The sequence below is a fragment of the Kribbella sp. NPDC005582 genome (genome assembly GCF_040605415.1).
GTDB lineage: Bacteria > Actinomycetota > Actinomycetes > Propionibacteriales > Kribbellaceae > Kribbella.
This window is the reverse complement of sequence record NZ_JBEXCU010000007.1, coordinates 152,399-172,795: the sequence shown is the minus strand read 5'-3', so window position 1 is coordinate 172,795 and position 20,397 is coordinate 152,399. Positions and strand designations below refer to the sequence as shown.

Sequence of the window (20,397 nt, the reverse complement as noted above, 5' to 3'; positions counted from 1 at the left end):
GTCTATTTCTGAAAACTGATTACTCCGAGGCGCGACGCAGAGCCTCGGAGAGGCGCTCGGCAGCGGCCATGACGGCGGGGGCGTGCATGCGGCCGGGCTGACGGGACAGGCGCTCGATCGGACCGGAAACCGAGACGGCGGCGATCACCTTGCCGCTGGGGGAGCGGACCGGTGCGGAGACCGAGGCAACGCCCTGCTCGCGCTCACCGACCGAGTGCGCCCAGCCGCGACGCCGTACGCCGGCCAGTGCGGCCGCGTTGAAGGTCGCGTTGTGAAGGCCGCGGTGCATGCGCTCCGGGTCCTCCCAGGCAAGCAGTATTTGGGCAGCCGACCCGGCCGCCATGGTCAGCTGGCTTCCCACGGGCACGGTGTCGCGCAGACCGGACGGACGCTCGGCAGCGGCGACACAGACGCGGTACTCGCCTTGACGACGGAACAACTGGGCCGATTCACCAGTGATGTCCCGCAGTCGCGCGAGCACCGGACCGGCGGTGGCGAGCAGCCGGTCCTCGCCAGCGGCCGACGCCAACTCGCTGAGTCGCGGGCCGAGCACGAAGCGTCCCTGCATGTCCCGGCCGACCAGCCGGTGGTGCTCGAGAGCGACCGCCAACCGGTGTGCCGTCGGCCTCGCCAGCCCTGTCGCCGCCACGAGTCCGGCCAGGGTCGCCGGCCCGGATTCGAGTGCGGACAGAACGAGAGCTGCTTTGTCGAGCACGCCGACTCCGCTAGAGTTGTCCATGAGACGATACTGCCGTCTCGAATCGTGGAACGCAAGTCGCTCGAGAGCCTCGATCGAGAGCACTGTGAGCGAAAGCACCCTCACCACACAGGAAACCTCAAAGGAGAGTCTGATGGGTAGGACGTTGTCGGAAAAGGTCTGGGACGCGCACGTGGTGCGCCATGCAGACGGAGAGCCCGACCTCCTCTACATCGATCTCCACCTGGTGCACGAGGTGACGAGTCCGCAGGCCTTCGACGGGCTACGGCTGGCCAACCGGCCCGTACGGCGGCCCGACCTGACGATCGCGACCGAGGACCACAACGTCCCGACGTTCGATGTGGACAAGCCGATCGCTGACCCGGTCTCGCGCACGCAGGTCGAGACGCTGCGCAAGAACGCCGAGGAGTTCGGGATCCGGATCCACACGCTCGGCGACCCGGACCAGGGCGTCGTGCACGTGATCGGCCCGCAGCTCGGCCTGACCCAGCCCGGCATGACTGTGGTCTGCGGTGACAGCCACACCTCCACGCACGGCGCGTTCGGTGCGATTGCCTTCGGCATCGGTACCAGCGAGGTCGAGCACGTGCTGGCGACCCAGACGCTGATGCAGGCCCGCCCGAAGACGATGGCGGTCACGGTCGACGGCGTACTGCCTGAAGGTGTTTCGGCCAAGGACCTGGTGCTCGCGCTGATCGCGCAGGTCGGCACCGGCGGCGGCCAGGGCTACATCGTCGAGTACCGCGGCGAGGCGATCCGCGCGCTGAGCATGGAAGCCCGCATGACGATCTGCAACATGTCGATCGAGTGGGGCGCCAAGGCCGGCATGATCGCGCCGGACGAGACCACCTTCGAGTACTTGAAGGGCAAGCCGCACGCGCCGGAGGGCGTCGACTGGGAAGCCGCGGTCGAGTACTGGAAGAGCCTGGCCACCGACGAGGACGCGACCTTCGACCGTGAGGTCGTGCTGCGCGCCGAGGACATCGCGCCGTTCGTCACCTGGGGCACCAACCCCGGTCAGGGTGTGCCGCTGTCGGCCACCGTGCCGTCGCCGGACGACTTCGACAACGAGAACGACAAGAAGGCCGCCGAGCGCGCGCTGGAGTACATGGGCCTCACCGCCGGTACGCCGTTGCGCGAGGTCAAGGTGGACACGGTCTTCCTCGGCTCCTGCACCAACGGCCGGATCGAGGACCTGCGCGCGGCCGCCGGCGTACTGGCCGGGCGGAAGGTTGCCGAGGGCACCCGGATGCTCGTCGTACCGGGCTCGGGGCGGGTCCGGCTGCAGGCCGAGTCCGAGGGCCTGGACAAGATCTTCAAGGACGCCGGCGCCGAGTGGCGCGGCGCGGGCTGCTCGATGTGCCTGGGAATGAACCCGGACACGCTGGCTCCCGGTGAGCGCAGCGCCTCCACCTCGAACCGCAACTTCGAAGGCCGGCAGGGCAAGGGCGGACGGACGCACCTGGTCTCGCCGCTGGTCGCCGCCGCGACCGCCGTCACCGGGACCCTCGCGGCCCCGGCCGACCTGCCGCCCGTCGCCGTCCCCGCGAACGCCTGAGGAGCAGAAGAATCATGGATGCCTTCACCCAGCACATCGGTACGGCGGCCCCGCTGCGGCGCAGCAACGTCGACACCGACCAGATCATCCCGGCCGTGTACCTGAAGCGGGTCACCCGGACCGGTTTCGAGGACGGCCTGTTCGCTGCCTGGCGCAACGATCCCGAGTTCGTCCTGAACCAGCCGGAGTACGACGGTGTCTCGGTGCTCGTGGCCGGACCGGACTTCGGTACCGGATCGTCGCGGGAGCATGCGGTCTGGGCCCTGCTCGACTACGGCTTCCGGGTCGTGGTCTGCTCGCGGTTCGGTGACATCTTCCGCGGCAACTCCGGCAAGGCCGGACTGCTCGCCGCCCTGGTCACCCAGGACGTCGTCGAGCAGTTGTGGGCAACGATCGAGAAGGACCCGGGCACCAAGGTGACCGTCGATCTCGAGGCGAAGACGATCTCCGCCGGTGAGCTGTCGGCGCCGTTCGAGATCGACGACTACACGCGGTACCGGCTGCTGAACGGTCTCGACGACGTCGGCATCACCTTGTCCCACGAGGCCGACATCTCGGCGTACGAGGCGACCCGGCCGGCCTTCAAGCCGGCCACCCTGCCGGCAAAGGCCTGAACAGACAGAGTTTTCGCCCCGGTCATGGGGCCCCCGTTCTGGACTGAGGAGCGCAGGGAGCGCAGCGACTGGAGCGACGAGGGAAGAACGGGAATCAAGGCCCCATGACCTGCGGCGCCGGAGGCGTCGCCAATGGTGCAGTAACGTTTGCCGGTTCGGGGGCGATAACTCTGGTGTTACCCTTGCGAGGGTTGTCAGAACAAGGCTTGCGAGACCAAGGAGGTGAGGCGCTGATGAACAGCGAACCCTCCAGACATATGGGTCTCGCTCGACCTTTGTGAGGCTGAGTTTTCTCTCCTCCTGCAGTAGTGGTCGGGCAGACGTGACATGCGCTCACTCACCCGTTCCACCGCACCTGGAGGACTCATGTCCGACCTGCGCCTGCGCACGATGCGCGCCTTCAGCCGTACGCCGTCACTGCGTGGCACCGCGCGTAAGCATGCCGCGCCCGCTCCCGTGATCGAGCCGGCCGTCGAGAAGCCGCGCGACAACGCCAAGCCCAAGGGGCACAGCGTTGTCGACAGCGCGATCTACTGCGACGGCCGCCGGATCGCCTCACCGGAATCCCTCGCCGAGACGTATCGCGTGCTCCGCAACGCACCGCGGGGCCTGGCCTGGATCGGCCTGTACCGGCCGGACCAGCGCGAGCTGAACTCGTTGGCCAAGGAGTTCGACCTGCACGAGCTGGCCGTCGAGGACGCCATCCAGGCCCATCAGCGGCCGAAGCTCGAGCGGTACGGCGACACGTTGTTCGTCGTCCTGAAGGCCGCGCGGTACCGGGACGCGACCGAGGAGGTCGAGTTCGGCGAGGTGCACGTGTTCGTCGGCCCGGACTTCGTGGTGACGGTCCGGCATGCCGAAGCGCCCAACCTGGCAGCGGTTCGGCGCCGGGTCGAGCACGACCCCGAGCTGCTCAACCTCGGCACCGAAGCCGTGCTCTACGCGATCATGGACAAGGTCGTCGACGGCTACGCCCCGGTGGTCGCCGGTCTCGAGAACGACATCGACGAGATCGAGACCGAGGTGTTCCGCGGTGACCCGAAGGTGTCGCGGCGCATCTACGAGTTGTCCCGTGAGGTGATCGAGTTCCAGCGCGCGACCCGGCCGCTGGTCGGGATCCTCCAAGGTCTGCGCGGCGGCTTCGACAAGTACGGCGTCGACGAGGAACTGCAGCGGTACCTGCGCGACGTGGCCGACCACGTCACCGAGGTCGTGGAGAAGGTCGACGGTTTCCGCGAACTGCTGCGCGACATCCTGACCGTGAACGCGACCCTCGTGGCCCAGCAGCAGAACGAAGAGATGAAGAGTCTGGCCCTGGCCGGCAGCGAGCAGAACGAAGAAGTGAAGCGGATCTCCGCCTGGGCGGCGATCCTGTTCGCACCGACCTTGATCGGCACCGTCTACGGGATGAACTTCGACAACATGCCAGAGCTGCACTGGCAGTACGGATACCCGTTCGCGATCGGCCTGATGGGGTTGGTGTGTGTCGGTCTGCACCAGATCTTCAAGCGCCGCGGCTGGCTCTGAATCGGGCCAAAAGCCCGCAGGAACACCGGATCCGGGCGATTTGTGGCAAGAATCGCCTAAAAACAAGCCGAAATGCCGCGTGGGTGTTTGGCAATGGCCTGTGGAGTCCATAACGTTCCTGAGAGATCGAGCGCTGTGCTCGACAACCCAGTTCACGGAGGGAAGACAGTGAACAAGAGCCAGTTGGTCGAAGCGCTCGCAGTGCACTTCGACGGAAACCGCCGCCAGGCTCAGCACGCTCTGGAGTCGATCATCGACACCATTCAGCGCGAGCTGACCAAGAAGGGTGGCAAGGTCGCCATCACCGGTTTCGGTGCCTTCGAAGCCATCGATCGCCCGGCACGCCTGGTCCGGAACCCGCGCACGAACGAGGTTCTCAAGGCCAAGAAGACCGTGGTTCCGAAGTTCCGCGCGGGTGCGGAGCTGAAGGCCGTTGTCTCCGGTGCGAAGAAGCTGCCGAAGCTGGTGACCCCGAAGGCCACCGCGACCGCCACCAAGGCGGCCGCGCCGGCCAAGAAGGCCGCACCGGTCAAGGCTGCAGCCAAGAAGGCCGCTCCGGTCAAGGCCGCCGCCAAGAAGGCGCCGGCCAAGAAGGCTGCGCCCGTCAAGGCCGCTGCCAAGAAGGCTGCTCCGGTCAAGGCCGCCGCCAAGAAGGCGCCGGCCAAGAAGGCCGCTCCGGTCAAGGCCGTGGCGAAGAAGGCGCCGGCCAAGAAGGCCCCCGCCAAGAAGGTCGCCGCGAAGAAGGCTCCGGCCAAGCGCGCAGCACGCTGAAGTAACTAGCACGACGGCAGAAGGCCGGTCACTCCCTCCAGGAGCGACCGGCCTTCGCTTGTCCCCAAAGGGACTGTGCTTGTTTACAAGACGGTTGCGAAGTCGACCTTGGTGATCGCGAGGTCCGCGCCGTCGCCGGTGGTCTGGATGCGCACGCGTTGTCCCACGCGGAGCAGGCGAATCGGAGTCTCCGCGATCGCATGCACGGTAAAGGGAAGCTCGACTCCGGTGTCAGTCAGCACCGCTCCGGAGAAGGTCTCGCTGTCGTACCGGCTCACAGTGGCTTGCATATCAGCAGGCTAGGCCCTCGGTCCCCGTTGCGGAACCGAGCACCAGCGACATCACGTCAGCGGTCGCCGGACCGACACCCAGCTGTACGGCGTGCGCGAGATCCGCCGCGGTGTCGACGTCACGCCGTACCGAGTCCATGTTCGGTACGTCGATCGGGACCGCGCCAGAAGCCTGGTGAGCCAGGGCGGAGCCGACCCCGAACCGCGGATCGAGCTCGACACCGGCCGAGGCCGCGAGCAACGTCGTACCGGTGCCTGGTTGGTCGATCACGAACGAGCGTGGCGCCACACAGGCCGCCAGGACGGCCGTGAGCTCGGCTGGGCGCAACGCGGGCAGGTCGGCCGACAGGGCGGCCACCCCATGGCCCGGGAACTCCGCAGCGGCGATCGTGGCGCCGTACCGGAGTGCGCCGTTCAGTCCGTCGGCCGCCAGATCCGGTACGACGCGGGCGCCGACCGCGGTCACGTCCGCGGCCACCACCGGGTCGTCGGTGACCACCAGAACCGCCCACACCAGGCCCGAAGCCAGCGCGGCCGCAGTAGTGTCGAGAGCGAAGGCGCGAGCGAGCTCCGGCCGGTGTTGCGGGTATGCCGCAGCCAGCCGGCTCTTCGCGATCGCCGTACGCTTCACCGGGATCGCCAAGATCCAGGGAACGACCTGTAGGTCTGCCATCAGGCAGGATTCTCCCATGGCGGACAAGCACGACCAGCACCAGGAGGCAGCAGTGGACGACCCCAGACCGCGACGGGGTTTCTGGTTCGGCGTGATCGTCGCGCTCGTCAAACCGTTCATGCTGATCTTCACCAAGCCGGTGTTCAGCGGCCGGGAGAACATGCCCCGGCACGGTGGCGTCGTCTTCGTCCCGAATCACATCTCCCATTTCGACCCGTTCGTGCTCGGCTTCTTCATCTGGGAATGCCGGCGGATTCCGCGGCTGCTCGGCAAGGCGTCGTTGTTCAAGCTGCCGATCGCGGGCCGGATCATCACCAGCGCCGGGCAGATTCCCGTGCACCGCGATTCCACTCAGGCCGCGGACGCGTTCCGCGACGCGGTGGCAGCGGTCGAACGCGGTGAGTGCGTCGGCGTCTATCCCGAAGGCACCATCACCCGGGACCCGGACCTGTGGCCGATGACCGGCAAGACCGGCGCCGCCCGGATCGCGTTGATGACCGGCGCTCCGGTGATCCCGATCGCGAACTGGGGCGCGCAGGAGATCCTCCGCTCCTACACCGGCAAGATGCGGTTCCGCCTGTTGCCGCGCAAGACCGTGATGGCGCGGGCCGGCAAGCCGGTCGACCTGAGCGCGTTCGAGGGCAAGCCGATCACCAACCAGCTGTTGCACGAGGCAACCGAGGTGATCATGCGGGCCCTCGCCGACACGCTCGGCGAGCTGCGTGGCGAGACCCCGCCCAAGGAACTGTTCGACCTGCGCAAGGCCCGTGCCGCCGATCGTGAGGAGAAGGAATGACGAAGATTGCGGTGTTCGGTGCGGGGTCGTGGGGGACTGCGTTCGCCACGGTGCTGGCGGGGGCAGGGAACCAGGTCTCGTTGTGGGCCCGGCGGCAGTCGGTCTGCGACGTGATCAACACCCAGCACGAAAACCCGGACTATCTGCCGGGCATCCGGTTGTCCGAGGCGATCACCGCGACCCACGATCCGGCGGCGGCGGCCGATGGCGCGGAGGCCGTCGTACTGTCGGTGCCTTCGCAGTCACTGCGTGAGAACCTGCGCGACTGGGCCGGTGTGCTGCCGGACGCCGTACCGCTGGTGAGTTTGATGAAGGGCGTCGAGGTCGGTACGACGTTGCGCATGTCCGAGGTGATCGCGGAGCTGACCGGCGCCGGGCCTGAGCGCATCGCGGTGGTGTCAGGGCCGAACCTGGCGCGCGAGATCGCGGAGGGACAACCTGCGGCGGCGGTTGTTGCTTGTGCGGATGAAGGTACGGCGAACCGGCTGCAGAAGCTGTGTCACTCGGGAGCGTTCCGTCCGTACACGAATACTGATGTCGTTGGGTGTGAACTTGGTGGCGCGACGAAGAACGTGATCGCGCTGGCCGTGGGGATGGCCGTGGGGTTCGGGTTCGGCGACAACGCGCGGGCGTCCGTGATCACGCGGGGTCTGGCCGAGACCGCGCGGCTCGGTGCGGCGCTGGGCGCGGACGAGCACACGTTCTCCGGGCTGGCCGGCCTTGGTGACTTGGTGGCCACGTGTTCGTCGCCGTTGTCGCGCAACCGTACGTTCGGCGAGAAGCTCGGCCAGGGCATGACGGTGGCCGAGATCGCGGGTGCGACGCGGCAGGTCGCCGAAGGTGTGAAGTCCTGCTCGTCGATCGCCGAGCTCGCGCACCGGCACGACGTCGAGATGCCGATCGCGGAAGCCGTCACCAAGGTGGTCGCGGGGGAGATGACCCCGAAGGACATGCTGTTCAGTCTCGTCTCCCGTTCTGCGAAGGCGGAGCGCTGGTGATCCCGGAAGCGTTCGCCGCCGGGACGACCGCCCGCGAGGGAGAAGCCGGTACGGCGTGGCTCGCGACCGTGCCCGGGATCGTCGACGAGTTGGTGGACCGCTGGGACTGCACGCCGGACGGCGAGTGGATGCACGGCGAGGTCGGTGTGATCGTTCCGGTCCGACGCGTCGACGAACCGCTGGTGCTGAAGGTGTCGTTCACCCATCCAGGCAACGTCCACGAGCCTGACGCGTACGAGGCCTGGAACGGTTGCGGTGCGGTGCGGTTGCACGAACGCGCCGACGAGCACTACGCGATGCTCCTGGAACGAGCCCACGCCACGACCCTGCGCGACTCCGGCGCAGATGTCGCCGTGGTCGGTGGCGAGATGAGCCGCCTGCTGTCGGTACCGGCACCTGCAGGTCTCCCTCGGCTGCAGGATCGCGCTGACGAGTGGGCCTCGGAACTACAGAAGGACGCGGCGGAGTTCAGCGGTCTCCTGCCTGACGTGGTGGTCGCCCGGGCTTCAGCAGTCATCGACGACTTGGTGCGGCAGCAGCCCGACGTACTGATTCATGGGGACCTGCATCACCGGAACATCCTGAGCGCGGACCGCGAACCGTGGCTGGCGATTGATCCCAAGGGGTTGATCGGGGATCCGGCGTACGACGCGGTGACGTTCCTGAAGGCGCGGACGCTCGTGCTGATGCAGGGCGACCTGCTCGCGGGCCTGGAGCGGGAGCTGGCGGCGTACTGCGAGGCGGCCGAGCTCGACCGCGTGCATGTACGGCGGTGGATTCAGCTCGAGCTGGTGCGAACGTCGTACTGGCTGCGCCGGTACGGCGGTGTCGGGGCGACCCGGCGCGGAGACATCGCGATCGACCCGGCCGTCCGGATGATCGACGAGCTGGCGATCAACTGGGCGTGACCCCCGGGCCTGACTACCGTTTCGGCATGGACCAGATCGATGCCTTCGTCAACCGAATCCCCGGCTGGCTGGACGAGACCGGGGCGATGGCCGAGCCGGATCTCGGACTGTTGCGGGACCTGCTGACCTGCCGGGCCGCGGTGCTCGGGCACACGGATCCGTGGATCTGGCCGGACGAGTCGTTGGCGAACACGGTGCTCGAGGTCGCGCCGTACGTGGTGACGATCGACGAGGACTGGCGTGCGGCCGCGGCGGTGACGCTGCCGGTGCTGCGCGAGATCATCGTGTTCGAGGGCGATCGGGAATCCGCAGCGTCGGTGCGCGATGACGTCGGTTCGGTGCTGAAGATCCTCGACGGGCCACTGGCGCCGCATCTCGACGTGCCGTACCGCTGGTCCACGCTCATGCGGATGACGCACCGCCGCAAGGCCGTTGCCGATGCGAAGGCGTGGCAGGCCACTTTCGATGCCGCGCCCTGGGACGAGAAGGATCGTCTGGTTGGTCCGCTGCGGCGCCACGCTGTGTCGACAGGGGGCGATCCCTACAGCGGGACGACGGTGCCGGCACCGACGACGCTGCTTCCGTCGGTCCTCGCCGCCGCTGCCGGCGAGGCGCCGCTCGCGCTCGCTGTGGTCGAGTTGGCGCAGTGGCTGGTGGCGCAGCCGCCGATCGCAGCCGGCGGGTCTCTCGACGACGACACCGTGGCCAAGGCGCTCGCCGGAACCACGCTCGCCGACGCGACCGCCGTACAAGAGGCTTGGCGGATCGCGGCTTTGTCCGAGCTCGTTGGTTCGACGGGTGCGCGCGTCGTACCAGGACCGCAGTTCGCCGCCTGGCAGGACCCCGGGCGGCGGCTGGAGTGCTGGCACGCGATGGCGGATGCCGTGGTGGTCGACGTACCGGACCCCGATCGCGACGAGGTGATGGCGGCGATCTACGCGGCCTACCATCCAGGTCGCTCGGCCGAGCCTATCGCCGGCGATCTCGCGCGCACGGCGATCGATCGGCTCCGGCGCCTGGGAGCATTCGACGACACCGGGACGCGGCTCAGCCCGCTTGGTGTGCAGGGGCTGCTGTTCCACTGGCTCAACTGGGACACGCCCGGCCGCTGGAGCCTGACGGCAGGGGAGTGGCGGCCGGATCTCACCACGGCGGACGTACGGGCTTGGCTGGCAGCGAGCCTGAACCGAAAGATCTCCGACGGAACCTGGCAAACGTGGATGAAGACGGCGGACCCGATGGCGTTCGCACACCAGTTGGTCGACGCGCTGCTGACCTCGGACGACGGCGCCGAACGCATGACCCTTTTCGCCTTGCTCGCCCAGCTCGGCTCTCAGGTCACGCCGGCCGTCGATCGCCTGAGCGGCACCCGGCTGCATGCTTACCTCACCATGTGGCCCGGGGCGGCGGCTGGTGGCGAGCCGAACCAAAAGCAGCTGTTGCTGTTGCTGCGCGACCAACTGGCCTGGCACGAGTCGATGAGTGCCGAGCTGGACAAGCTGCAGCCAGGCGTTCAGATCGACCTGGGCAGATTCGACTTCGACGGCCTGTTCCGTGAACGGATCGGGCGGCCCGGGCCGTTGACCGAGGCCGAGCTCACCGCGTTGCGCGAGACCCTGGCGACCCAGCGTGCGGAGATGGTCGCCCTGATCGCGCAGGTGTCAGCCGAGTAGCTGCCGCTGCACCAGAACCGCCGCGCCCCGCAACGGCGCGTCCGGACCGCTCCGGGACGGAACGATGCGGAGGTCTTTGGTGGCCAAAGGCAACGATCGGGAGTAGATACTCTCGCGGAGACCGGCCAGCAGGTTGTCGCCGGCCTGGGAGAGCGAACCGCCGATCACGAGCACGGACGGGTTCAGCAGGCTGACCGCGGCGGCGAGGACCGTGCCGATCTCGCGGCCGGCCTGGCGGACGGCGGTGGTGGCTGCGGTGTTGCCCGCACGAACGAGCTCGATGATGTCTTGGCTGCCGCGGACGTTCAGGCGGGAGGCGATGGCGGCGGCGGAGGCGACCGCCTCCAGACAGCCGACGTTGCCGCAGCGGCAGAGCTCGGTGTGACCTGGGGTCTGGATGTGGCCGATGTCCCCGGCTGCGCCTTGGGCGCCACGATGCAGCCGGCCGCCGCTGATCACACCGGCACCGATGCCGGTGGCAACCTTCACGAACAGCAGGTGCTCGACGTCGGCGTACTCGGTGGCGTGCTCGCCCAACGCCATGATGTTCACGTCGTTGTCGACGAGTACCGGGCCCGGTAGCTCACGGCTCAGGCGCTCGGCGACGTCGTACGAGTCCCAGCCGGGCATGATCGGCGGATGGTTCGGGCGTCCGGTCGAGTGCTCGACCGGGCCGGGCAGACCGACGCCAGTGCCCGCCAGGTCCGCGAGGGACCGACCTGCCTTCTTGAGGAGCGACTGTCCGGTGCGGACGACCTCGGCTAGGACGATTTCGGGGCCTTCGGCAATGTTCAGTGGGGTCGTCGAGCGCGCGACGATCGCGCCGGTCAGGTCGGTCAGCGCGACCGACAGGTGGGTCGCGCCGACATCCGCGGCGAGGATCAGCCGGGCCATCGGGTTGAGCCGGAACCGCCCCGGCGGCCGGCCACCGGTCGACGCAGCCTCACCCGACGGTACGACGAGCCCGGACGCGAGCAGCGACTCGATCCGGGCGGTGACCGTCGAGCGGGCGAGACCGCTGGAGTCGATCAGTTCGGCGCGGGTGCGCGGGCGGCCGTCGAGCAGCAACCGCAGAACCGCGTCGGGCGTTTCGCTCATCACCGAACTTCCGTCACCGGGGCGCTGGACTTTTGCTTGACAGGGCTCAAAAGTCTCACATAGCGTCCTTCGATGTGTCCACCAAGCTGAAGGTCGGGATTGTCGGCGGCGGTTTCATGGGCCGGGTGCACGGCCGATCGGCGCTGGTCTCCGGCGCGCAGATCGTCGGTGCGGTCGGATCGAGCCCGGAGCGAGCCGAGGCGGCAGCCGAGGCAGCCGGAGCCGAGCGCGGGTTCGCGACGCTCGCCGACCTACTGGCCACCGACGTCGACGTGATCCACGTCTGTACGCCGAACAACACGCACCGCGAGGTGACCCTGCAGGCGCTCGCCGCAGGCAAGCACGTGGTCTGTGAGAAGCCGCTGGCGACGTCTGTGGCCGATGCGACGGGTCTGGAGGCTGCGGCGCACGAGGCCGGGCTGGTGGGCGCCGTACCGTTCGTCTACCGCTACCACCCGATGGTGCGCGAGCTGCGCGCCCGGCTGGCGGCGGGGGAGGCCGGTGAGATCACCAGCCTGCACGGTTCGTACCTGCAGGACTGGCTGGCCGGTGCGGACGACCAGAACTGGCGAGTGGACGATTCCACAGGTGGGCCGTCGCGCACGTTCGCGGACATCGGCTCGCACTGGTGTGACCTGACCGAGTTCGTCACCGGTGACCGGATTGCCGCGATCAGTGCGCAGCTGCGGACGGTCCGCGCGGAGCGTGGCGGCGTACCGGTTCGCACGGAGGACCTGGCCACCGCACAGTTCCGCACCGAGGCTGGAGTGGTCGGCACGATCGTCGTCAGCCAGGTCGCCGCCGGGCGGAAGAACCGCCTCTACCTGGAGGTCTCCGGTACCGAGGGGAGCTTCGGCTTCGACCAGGAGGACCCCGACCGGCTGTGGGCCGGCCGCCGTACTGCCTCTCAGCTTCTGACCCGCGACCCCGAGACGCTGAGCCCCGGTGCGGCTCGCGTGAACCGCCTGCCTGCCGGTCATGCGCAGGGCTACCAGGACGCGTTCGACTCGTTCGTCGCGGACAGCTACGCCGCCGTACTGGGTGACCGCCCGGACGGCCTGCCCGATTTCGCCGCCGGTGCGCGGTCCGCTCAGCTGATCGACGCAGTACTGCGTTCGGCCGCCGCGGACAGCGCCTGGATCACCGTCTAAGAGGAGCTCGCCAGATGCCACGCCCGATCACGCTGTTCACCGGTCAGTGGGCCGACCTGCCGTTCGAGGAGGTCTGCCAGTTCGCTTCCGAGGCCGGGTACGACGGGGTGGAGATCGCCTGCTCCGGCGACCACTTCGACGTCCAGCAGGCGGTCGACGACGACTCGTACGTCCAGACCCGCAAGGACATCCTCGCGAAGTACAACCTGAACGTCTACGCGATCTCCAACCACCTGGTCGGCCAGGCGGTCTGCGACAACCCGATCGACTTCCGGCACCAGGCGATCGTGCCCTCGCGGATCTGGGGCGACGGAGACGGCGAAGGCGTCCGGCAGCGCGCTGCCGAGGACCTGAAGAACACCGCCCGCGCCGCGGCCAAGCTCGGCGTGAACACGGTGATCGGCTTCACCGGCTCCTCGATCTGGCAGTACGTCGCGATGTTCCCGCCGGTCCCGGCCTCGGTGATCGACGCCGGCTACGAGGACTTCGCCAACCGCTGGAACCCGATCCTGGACGTGTTCGACGCCGAAGGTGTCCGGTTCGCGCACGAGGTGCACCCGTCGGAGATCGCGTACGACTACTGGACCACCACGCTGGCCCTGGAAGCGATCGGCCACCGCGAGGCCTTCGGCCTCAACTGGGACCCGTCGCACATGGTCTGGCAGGACATCGACCCGGTCGCGTTCCTCTGGGACTTCAAGGACCGCATCTACCACGTCGACTGCAAGGACACCCGCATGCGCGTCGGCGGCGGCCGCAACGGCCGCCTCGGCTCCCACCTGCCCTGGGGCGACCCGCGCCGCGGCTGGGACTTCTACTCCACCGGCCACGGCGACGTCCAGTGGGAAGACTGCTTCCGCGTCCTGAACTCGATCGGCTACGACGGCCCCATCTCCGTCGAATGGGAAGACGCCGGCATGGAACGCAAGGTCGGCGCCGCCGAGGCCGTCAACGTCATCCGCGCCCTCGCCTTCGACAAGCCCGCCGCCGCCTTCGACGCAGCCTTCGCCACCGACAAGTAATACTCGCGGTATGACCGATTGGGACACCCTCCGAGCGCTGGCCGACGAAGGCAACGAAAAGGCCGCCGACAAGTTGGCCGACCTCGCCGACCAGCGCTCGGACCTCGCCGTACTGAACGAACTCCTCGACGAAGGCAACGACCGCGCCGGCGAACACCTCACCCGCCGAGCCGCCGCCGCCAAAGACCTGTTGGAACTCCAACGCATCAGCGACGCCGGCTACGCCGAAGCCGCCGAAGTCCTCAACGCCCTCCTCTGACCGCCCGACTCGACTTCCGCTAGTCGTGGATTTTTCGGGTCCAGGCGACGAAAAAGTACCGACTAACGCATGGGGCGGGGGCGGCCGGCGGCTACGCCTAGACCGACTTGTACGGCGGAGAGGGCGGCGAAGGTGATGAGGGCGGTGTGCCAGGTGTGGGTTTGTTCGGTGAGGGTGCCGGCTAGGACGGGGCCGGTGGCGGCTAGCAGGTAGCCGATGGATTGGGCCATGCCGGAGAGTTGGGTGGTTTCGTGGTGGGTGCGGCCGCGGAGGCTGATCAGGGTGAGGGCGGCTACCAGGGCGGCGCCTTGGCCGAGGCCGGCGATGATCGCCCAGAGGACGGCTAGGTCCGGGGCCAGGAGGAGGCCTAGGAGGGCGATCAGGATGGGGGTGCTGGCGGTGACGGCGCCGGCGCGTTGGCTGACGGGGTTCTTCATCAGGCGGGGGATGGTGAGGCCGCCGATGAGGCCGAAGCCTTGGAAGAGGAACAGGTGTACGCCGGCTGTGCGTTCGGAGATGCCGTTGGAGATCTCGATGGTGGGGAGCCAGTTCACGAGGAGGTAGAAGCTGGTCGACTGCAGGCCCATGAAGCCGGTCACCAGCCAGGCCATGGGTTGCCGCCAGACGGTGACAGCGGTCGTCTCGTGCGACTCGACAGCCACCGGAGCTGAGGCGCCCAAGGATCGGGGCAGCCAAACGACGGCGGCCAGCAGGGCGAGGCCGCCCCAGACTGCGAGAGACAGCCGCCAGTCGACAGCATCAGCGATCGGTACGGCGAGGATCGAGGCCAATGCGGCGCCACCGGTGATGAAGGCCGTGTACACGCCGGTCGCGCGGGAGACGTGCGCGGCATAGTCCCGCTTGAGCAGCACCGGGACCAGAACGTTGCCGACGGCAATCGACGCGCCGATGACGACCGTACCGATCCAGAGACCGGCCGCGCCGGTGTACGAGCGGGCGACGCTGCTGACCGCCAGCACCAGCAGTGAGATCAGGACGGTCCGCTCCATTCCGAACCGCCGCGACCCGAGGTGCACCAGCGGTGACGCGGCGGCGAAGGCGAGCAGTGGCAGCGTTGCCAGCAAGCCTTGCGCGCTCTCGCCGAGTCCTTCGTCGGCGCCGATCCGAGGCAGCACGGGACCGACCGCCGTGAGCGCGGGCCGCAGACACAAGGCAACCAAGAACACGGTGGCCGTGATCACCGCGACCCGGCGCCCGGCGGGCTGATCGCGGATGCCGTCGCGCGGGGCGGACACGCCTAGACCCGATCTGCCGCGCGAGGTCGGAGGACAGGGGCGAACACAGCGAGTGCCACGGTCAGCAACGTGACGACGATGAACGACACCGTCAGGTTGCTGGCCTGCGCGATACCGCCGATGATCGACGGCGCGACCAGCCCCGAGGCATAGGTGATGGTCGCGACACCAGCGATCGCGTGCGAGGCATTCGAACCACTGCGAGCCGCAGCAACAAAAGCCAGCGGTACGACGACCGCCACCCCAATCCCGATCAGCCCGAACCCAGCCATCGCGGCAACCGCGTTCGGCGCCAGAACCACCAGCACCCCGCCGATCACCGCGATCAGCCCGCTCCACCGAACCGTCCGAACCGCACCGAAGCGATTGACGACCGCGTCGCCGGTCAACCGAGCGACCGCCATCGTCAGCGCGAACCCGGTCGTCGCACCAGCGGCCACCCCCGCCGAGCTGTCCAGGATGTCGCGCAGATAGACCGCCGACCAGTCCAGACTCGCGCCCTCGGCGAAGACCGCGCAGAACCCGACCGCGCCGATCAGCAACGCCGACCGCGGCGGCAACGCGAACCGCGCCGGCGGCTCATCGTCCTCCTCCGGATGAATGTTCAGCACGAACTGGCAGACGACGGCTCCGAGCACAGTCAGTACGACGGCCGCGATGACGTGATGCACCTGCGCGCTCAGCTCGGCGTGCGCGGCGACCGTGCCGACCGCTGACCCGATCAGCGCACCAAGACTCCACATGCCGTGCAGGCCGGACATGATCGACTTCTCCAGCCGGTGCTCGACCTCCACGCCGAGCGCGTTCATCGCGACATCCGCCATCCCTGACGTGCCGCCGTACACGAGGAGTGCGGCGCACAGCGTCAGCAGGTTCGGCGCGAACGACGGCAGGATCAGCGCGAGCGTCCAGAGCGCGAGCAGGCCGCGCAGCGCGGTCCGAGTCCCGAAGCGGTGGGTGATCCGGGCGGCCAGCGGCATCATCAGCGCGGCGCCGATCGCCGGGAAGGCCAGCGCCAGCCCCAGCTCACCGGCCGAGAGTCCGGCGTGGTCCTGGATCCACGGCACCCGGGTCGCGAACGACCCCGTCACCGCGCCGTGCACACAGAAGACGGCGGCCACGGCGTACCGCGAGCGCTTGATCAGTTGAGCGGAGTCAGCCACAAGTAAACAATCCATCTGTTCGATCGACCATGCGGATGGTAGATTTCTGCGCGTGAGAAGTGCAGAACGGCATCAAATGATCGTAGATCGACTGCGTGGCGGAAACCGAATCTCCGTCCAGGAACTGGTCGAGGCCACTTCGTCCTCGGACATGACGATCCGGCGCGATCTCGACTTCCTCGCCGCGCAAGGCGTGCTGAAGCGGGTCCACGGCGGGGCGGTGCCGGCGATGCCGTCCGGCGTCGAGCCGCCGTACTCGCTGCGGTCGCAGGAGGCGGTCATCGCCAAGCAGGCGATCGCGCGGGCTGCCGTCGCGCATCTCAAGGACGGCGACACGATCGTTCTCGACAGCGGTACGACGGCCCTCGAGGTGGCGCGGCTGCTGCAGCATCGCGCGGTGACGGTGATGCCGTTGTCGCTCCGCGTCGCGCAGGAGCTCGCCGAGGCGCCGCGCGTTCGGCTGCTGATGCCCGGGGGAGAGGCGCGCAAGGGTGAGCTGTCGCTGGTCGGCCCGCTGACCGTCGCGTCGCTGCGGGCGCTGCGCTTCGACGTCGCCGTACTGAGTCCTTGTGCGTTCAGCTTGGAGGCCGGTCTGACGGCGTTCGACCTCGGTGATGCCGAGGTCAAACAAGAGGCCATGAGCGTGGCCGCCCGCTCGATCGTGCTCGCCGACGGCGCCAAGTGGGACCGCGCCGCCCTCGCCTATGTCTGCCCGGCCGACCGGCCCGACCTGATCATCACCGACCCGTCCGCACCGGTGGACCAGCGCACGCTGCTCGCGCAGCGCGGCACGCTGGTCGAGGTAACGGACCCGGAGGAAACCTCTTGACCGCCATTGCACCCCAGCTCGCCCCGCCGCGAGCCGCCCGCGTTGCGACCTGGCTGTACTTCGGCCTGAACGGGTTCGCGGTCGGCATGTGGGTCGTTCACATCCCCAACATCGAGCGCGCGACCGGGATTTCGCACAGCACGCTCGGCCTGCTGCTGCTCGCCCTCGGCGGCGCGGCGTTCGCCGGCATGCAGCTGGCTGGTCCGCTCGTCGATCGCCTTGGTCAGCGCAAGCTCCTGCCGGCGACCGGTGTCTTGCTCGGGATCGCGTTGTTCGGTCCAGGTCTCGCGCAGAACTGGTGGAGTCTCGGACTCGCCCTTGTCCTGCTGGGCTTCTGCAACGGCTCGATCGACGTCGGTATGAACGCGCAAGCAGTCGTGGTCGAGCGCGGTTATCCGCGGCCGATCATGGCGGCGTTCCATGCGATGTGGTCGATCGGTGGTGCGATCGCCGCGCTGATCGGCGCGGCCACGCTGCGGGCCGGCGTACCGACGCAGACCACGCTGAGTGTGGCCGGTGTCATCTGCATCCTCGTCTCGCTCGGCGCCGGTCGTTTCTTGCTAGAGGCAACCGAACCGGCCGAGGACGAGCAGGCCGAGGACCGGGCCAAGCCGCCGGCCAAGCTGGTCTGGGCGCTCGGCGGTCTCGCATTCGGTCTGATGCTCGCCGAGGGCGTGGCGAACGACTGGGCGGCACTGCAGTTCCGCGACGTCCTCGGCACCTCAGTCAGTACGGCGGCCTACGCGTACGGCGCCTTCGCCGTGGCAATGACCGTCGGCCGCTTCCTCACCGACCGAGTCGCGGCCGTCGTGGGACCGGCCGCGATCGTGCGCTGGGGTGCGGCGATCGCCGCGGTCGGAATCGCGATCGTCATCGTCAGTCCCTGGGTGGCGCTCGGGCTCTTCGGCTGGGCGCTGTTCGGGATCGGCCTGGCCGGCGGCGTACCGCAGTTGTTCACCGCCGCCGGCAACCTCGATCCGCGTGCGGCCGGTGCGTTGATGGCGCGCGTGGTCGGCCTCGGGTACGTCGGTCTGCTCGCCGGCCCGGCGTTGATCGGCGGGCTCGCGCACTTCATGCCGCTGAACCTGGCGTTCATCCTGCCGCTCGTGCTCTGCGTGCTGACCTTCTTCGGCGGGCCGGTGCTCAACTCGCGGAAGTGATCGCCTGCTCCAGATCGGCCCACAGATCGTCCGGGTGCTCGATTCCGACCGACAGCCGGATCAGGTCGTCGGGGATGGTCGGCACCTCGATCGGCCACCGGCGACGCCGTTCGAGCAGTGACTCCACGCCGCCCAGGCTGGTGGCGTGGAGCCACAACTTGGTGCTCTCGCAGATCCGCTGCGCGAACTCCGCGTCGCCGCCGACCTCGAACGAGAGGATCGCGCCGAACCCGGACATCTGCGCCGCCGCACGGGCGTGCCCGGCATCGTCGGGGAGTCCGGGGTAGCGCACCCGGCTGACTTGCGGGTGCTCGAGCAGCCGCTGTGCCATGAACGCCGCGGTCGACTGCGACCGCTCCAGCCGGAGCGCGAGCGTGCGCAGACCGCGCAGCCCGAGCCAGGTCTCCATCGGGCCTGGGATCGCGCCCAGGCTGCGCCGACGCAGCTCGATGGCCGACCACAGCTCGTCGTTCGCCGTGATCACCGCGCCGAGTACGACGTCCGAGTGGCCGGCGATGAACTTGGTCGCCGAGTGCATCACGATGTCCGCGCCCATCCCCAGCGGCTGCTGCAGCAGCGGTGTCGCAAAGGTGTTGTCAACAACCACGATCGTCCCGCCAGTGGACGCGGTGGACGCGGTGGACGCGGTGGGGGCGGTGTGTGGGGCGGCGGCGTGTGTGTTGGGTGAGGGGTGTGGGGCGGCCCCGGCAGATGTGGCTGAGGGGTGTGCGGTGGCCCCGGCACGTGTGGCTGGGGCGTGGGCGGCGGCGATGAGCTTCGGGAGGTCTGCTACCTCCATGGCCGGGTTGGTAGGCGACTCGATCCAGAGCATGTCGGCCCCGACCACAGCTGCCGCTACAGCCTCGGTGTCTGCGACATCCACGCGATCGACCGTCAGCCGGCCGGTGGCCGCCTGCTGGTCGAGTAGCGCGAGCACCCCGGAGTACGCGTGGATCGGCGCGACGACCCGGCCGCCGACCGGGACGAGATCGCAGACCGCCGCAGCGGCCGCCATGCCGGAAGCGAACGCCAGTCCGCGACCGCCTTCGAGGGCGCCGAGGGTCTCCTCGAAGGCCGTCCATGCGTCGTTGCCGAAGCGCCCGTACCCGCGGTCGCCGCCGGCGACGTACGTCGAGCTGAAGACGGGTGAGTCGCCGACCGGTGCGTTCGGCACCCGCTCGGGGCGACCGGCGTGGACGACGACAGTGGACGGGTCGAGATCAGGAGCCATGCCGAGCATTGTCGCCGGGGCCGGGAACCGCGGCGGGCAGGGGGATGCCGCCACCGTGCAACAGGCCCATCGCGCGCCGGGCGAGCTCCCTGACGTCCAGGCCGTCCGGGTTCTCCACCCACATCCCGACCACGGTCTCGATGATGTTCATCGCGCTCCCGGCCGACAGGGCCGCGGTGAACTTGACCACCACCGGGTCCGGGCCGGACATCCGGCGTACCAGTTCTTCGGTGAGCTCTTCGCGGAAGCGCCAGATCAGCGCTTGCAGGTGGGCAGCGACCGACACCGTCTGGTCGGCCATCTCGTAGACCGCGCGGACCCGGTCCGGGTTGCGCTCCAGCTCGTCCAGGACGCGCTCGATGACCGCCTGCAGACCGTCCGGCAGGTCCACCGGCGGCTGCCCGCGGAACCAGGCGACGGCGCCCATCAGGGAGTCCTCGACGAACTCGAGGACCAGCGTCTCCTTGGTCGGGAAGTACCGGTAGAGCGTGCTCGGGCCGACCTCGGCGGCGGCCGCGATCTGCTCGACCGTCGTCCGGCCGAAGCCGTGGTGACAGAACAGCTCGAACGCCTTGTCGGCGATCAGCCGGCGGGTCCGTTCCCGTTTGAGCTCCCGCAGTCCCATCTGCACCTCCGCGGGCAGAGTACCGGGTCGCGACGCTCCGATAGCTGCTGCCGATCGGCAACTACAGTCATATGGTA

The 20,397-nt window shown here is 68.7% G+C and carries 21 protein-coding genes; 13 read left to right on the top strand and 8 right to left on the bottom strand.

Annotated features, from left to right (window positions below; translation table 11 throughout):
- Positions 1-19: 19 nt before the first annotated feature.
- Positions 20-739 carry an IclR family transcriptional regulator gene (locus tag ABZS29_RS32625; RefSeq protein WP_012922430.1) on the bottom strand — a complete coding sequence of 240 codons (720 nt, stop codon included), beginning with the start codon at positions 737-739 and terminating at the stop codon, positions 20-22.
- A 112-nt stretch (positions 740-851) separates the two neighbouring features.
- On the opposite strand from ABZS29_RS32625, the gene leuC reads away from it, so the two are divergent.
- The 4 genes from leuC (at position 852) to ABZS29_RS32605 (ending at position 5,188) form a co-directional block, all read left to right on the top strand.
- Positions 852-2,276, top strand: a complete 1,425-nt coding sequence (gene leuC / locus ABZS29_RS32620; protein ID WP_355467844.1) for a 3-isopropylmalate dehydratase large subunit — start codon at positions 852-854, stop codon at positions 2,274-2,276.
- Positions 2,277-2,290: 14 nt separating this feature from the next.
- Entirely contained in the window at positions 2,291-2,890 is a 600-nt protein-coding gene (gene leuD / locus ABZS29_RS32615) for a 3-isopropylmalate dehydratase small subunit (protein ID WP_355467842.1), read from the top strand.
- A 366-nt stretch (positions 2,891-3,256) separates the two neighbouring features.
- Positions 3,257-4,417 (top strand): magnesium/cobalt transporter CorA, encoded by a 1,161-nt coding sequence (corA, locus tag ABZS29_RS32610; RefSeq protein ID WP_355467840.1) that lies wholly within the window; start codon positions 3,257-3,259, stop codon positions 4,415-4,417.
- Positions 4,418-4,585: 168 nt separating this feature from the next.
- Positions 4,586-5,188, top strand: coding sequence for an HU family DNA-binding protein (locus ABZS29_RS32605; RefSeq protein WP_355467838.1), 603 nt, complete (start codon positions 4,586-4,588; stop codon positions 5,186-5,188).
- Positions 5,189-5,271: 83 nt separating this feature from the next.
- Here ABZS29_RS32605 and ABZS29_RS32600 read toward each other — a convergent pair whose 3' ends face one another.
- Positions 5,272-5,478, bottom strand: a complete 207-nt coding sequence (locus ABZS29_RS32600; protein ID WP_355467836.1) for a hypothetical protein — start codon at positions 5,476-5,478, stop codon at positions 5,272-5,274.
- A 1-nt stretch (position 5,479) separates the two neighbouring features.
- On the bottom strand, positions 5,480-6,151 hold the full coding sequence (cofC, locus tag ABZS29_RS32595; protein ID WP_355467834.1) for a 2-phospho-L-lactate guanylyltransferase: 672 nt from the start codon (positions 6,149-6,151) through the stop codon (positions 5,480-5,482).
- Positions 6,152-6,167: 16 nt separating this feature from the next.
- On the opposite strand from cofC, the gene ABZS29_RS32590 reads away from it, so the two are divergent.
- From ABZS29_RS32590 to ABZS29_RS32575, 4 genes are read left to right on the top strand one after another with little or no spacing between them, the layout of a single operon-like run.
- Positions 6,168-6,947 (top strand): lysophospholipid acyltransferase family protein, encoded by a 780-nt coding sequence (locus ABZS29_RS32590; protein WP_355467832.1) that lies wholly within the window; start codon positions 6,168-6,170, stop codon positions 6,945-6,947.
- Positions 6,944-7,945 (top strand): NAD(P)H-dependent glycerol-3-phosphate dehydrogenase, encoded by a 1,002-nt coding sequence (locus tag ABZS29_RS32585; RefSeq protein ID WP_355467830.1) that lies wholly within the window; start codon positions 6,944-6,946, stop codon positions 7,943-7,945. Before ABZS29_RS32590 ends, ABZS29_RS32585 begins: the two co-directional genes overlap by 4 nt.
- Entirely contained in the window at positions 7,942-8,853 is a 912-nt protein-coding gene (locus tag ABZS29_RS32580) for an aminoglycoside phosphotransferase family protein (RefSeq protein WP_355467829.1), read from the top strand. Before ABZS29_RS32585 ends, ABZS29_RS32580 begins: the two co-directional genes overlap by 4 nt.
- Before the next feature lie 26 nt (positions 8,854-8,879).
- Positions 8,880-10,526 (top strand): hypothetical protein, encoded by a 1,647-nt coding sequence (locus tag ABZS29_RS32575; protein WP_355467827.1) that lies wholly within the window; start codon positions 8,880-8,882, stop codon positions 10,524-10,526.
- Here ABZS29_RS32575 and ABZS29_RS32570 read toward each other — a convergent pair.
- Entirely contained in the window at positions 10,515-11,624 is a 1,110-nt protein-coding gene (locus ABZS29_RS32570; protein WP_355467825.1) for an ROK family protein, read from the bottom strand. The two genes, ABZS29_RS32575 and ABZS29_RS32570, sit on opposite strands and share 12 nt — an antisense overlap.
- Before the next feature lie 74 nt (positions 11,625-11,698).
- Between ABZS29_RS32570 and ABZS29_RS32565 the strand changes: the two genes are divergently transcribed.
- Genes ABZS29_RS32565 through ABZS29_RS32555 form a run of 3 tightly spaced genes read left to right on the top strand, consistent with a single transcriptional unit; the run spans position 11,699 to position 14,056 of the window.
- The gene (locus ABZS29_RS32565; RefSeq protein ID WP_355467823.1) at positions 11,699-12,775 is read left to right on the top strand and encodes a Gfo/Idh/MocA family oxidoreductase; all 1,077 of its coding nucleotides are present in this window, start codon (positions 11,699-11,701) and stop codon (positions 12,773-12,775) included.
- Between the two features lie 14 nt (positions 12,776-12,789).
- The gene (locus ABZS29_RS32560; protein WP_355467821.1) at positions 12,790-13,797 is read left to right on the top strand and encodes a sugar phosphate isomerase/epimerase family protein; all 1,008 of its coding nucleotides are present in this window, start codon (positions 12,790-12,792) and stop codon (positions 13,795-13,797) included.
- A gap of 10 nt (positions 13,798-13,807) precedes the next feature.
- Positions 13,808-14,056 carry a hypothetical protein gene (locus ABZS29_RS32555; protein WP_355467819.1) on the top strand — a complete coding sequence of 83 codons (249 nt, stop codon included), beginning with the start codon at positions 13,808-13,810 and terminating at the stop codon, positions 14,054-14,056.
- Between the two features lie 62 nt (positions 14,057-14,118).
- Here the strand turns inward: ABZS29_RS32555 and ABZS29_RS32550 are convergent, their stop codons facing one another.
- Complete coding sequence (locus ABZS29_RS32550; RefSeq protein WP_355467817.1) at positions 14,119-15,312, bottom strand: MFS transporter; 1,194 nt, start codon at positions 15,310-15,312, stop codon at positions 14,119-14,121.
- A 2-nt stretch (positions 15,313-15,314) separates the two neighbouring features.
- Positions 15,315-16,475, bottom strand: coding sequence for an MFS transporter (locus ABZS29_RS32545; RefSeq protein WP_355467815.1), 1,161 nt, complete (start codon positions 16,473-16,475; stop codon positions 15,315-15,317).
- Positions 16,476-16,551: 76 nt separating this feature from the next.
- Here ABZS29_RS32545 and ABZS29_RS32540 point away from each other — a divergent pair, with 76 nt between their 5' ends.
- Positions 16,552-17,304 (top strand): DeoR/GlpR family DNA-binding transcription regulator, encoded by a 753-nt coding sequence (locus ABZS29_RS32540; protein WP_355467813.1) that lies wholly within the window; start codon positions 16,552-16,554, stop codon positions 17,302-17,304.
- On the top strand, positions 17,301-18,464 hold the full coding sequence (locus ABZS29_RS32535) for an MFS transporter (RefSeq protein ID WP_355467811.1): 1,164 nt from the start codon (positions 17,301-17,303) through the stop codon (positions 18,462-18,464). Before ABZS29_RS32540 ends, ABZS29_RS32535 begins: the two co-directional genes overlap by 4 nt.
- Here the strand turns inward: ABZS29_RS32535 and ABZS29_RS32530 are convergent.
- Positions 18,448-19,695, bottom strand: coding sequence for a PLP-dependent transferase (locus ABZS29_RS32530; RefSeq protein WP_355467809.1), 1,248 nt, complete (start codon positions 19,693-19,695; stop codon positions 18,448-18,450). The genes ABZS29_RS32535 and ABZS29_RS32530 overlap by 17 nt on opposite strands.
- The gene (locus ABZS29_RS32525) at positions 19,685-20,320 is read right to left on the bottom strand and encodes a TetR/AcrR family transcriptional regulator (RefSeq protein WP_355467807.1); all 636 of its coding nucleotides are present in this window, start codon (positions 20,318-20,320) and stop codon (positions 19,685-19,687) included. The genes ABZS29_RS32530 and ABZS29_RS32525 overlap by 11 nt, the downstream gene beginning before the upstream one ends.
- Positions 20,321-20,397: the final 77 nt, after the last annotated feature.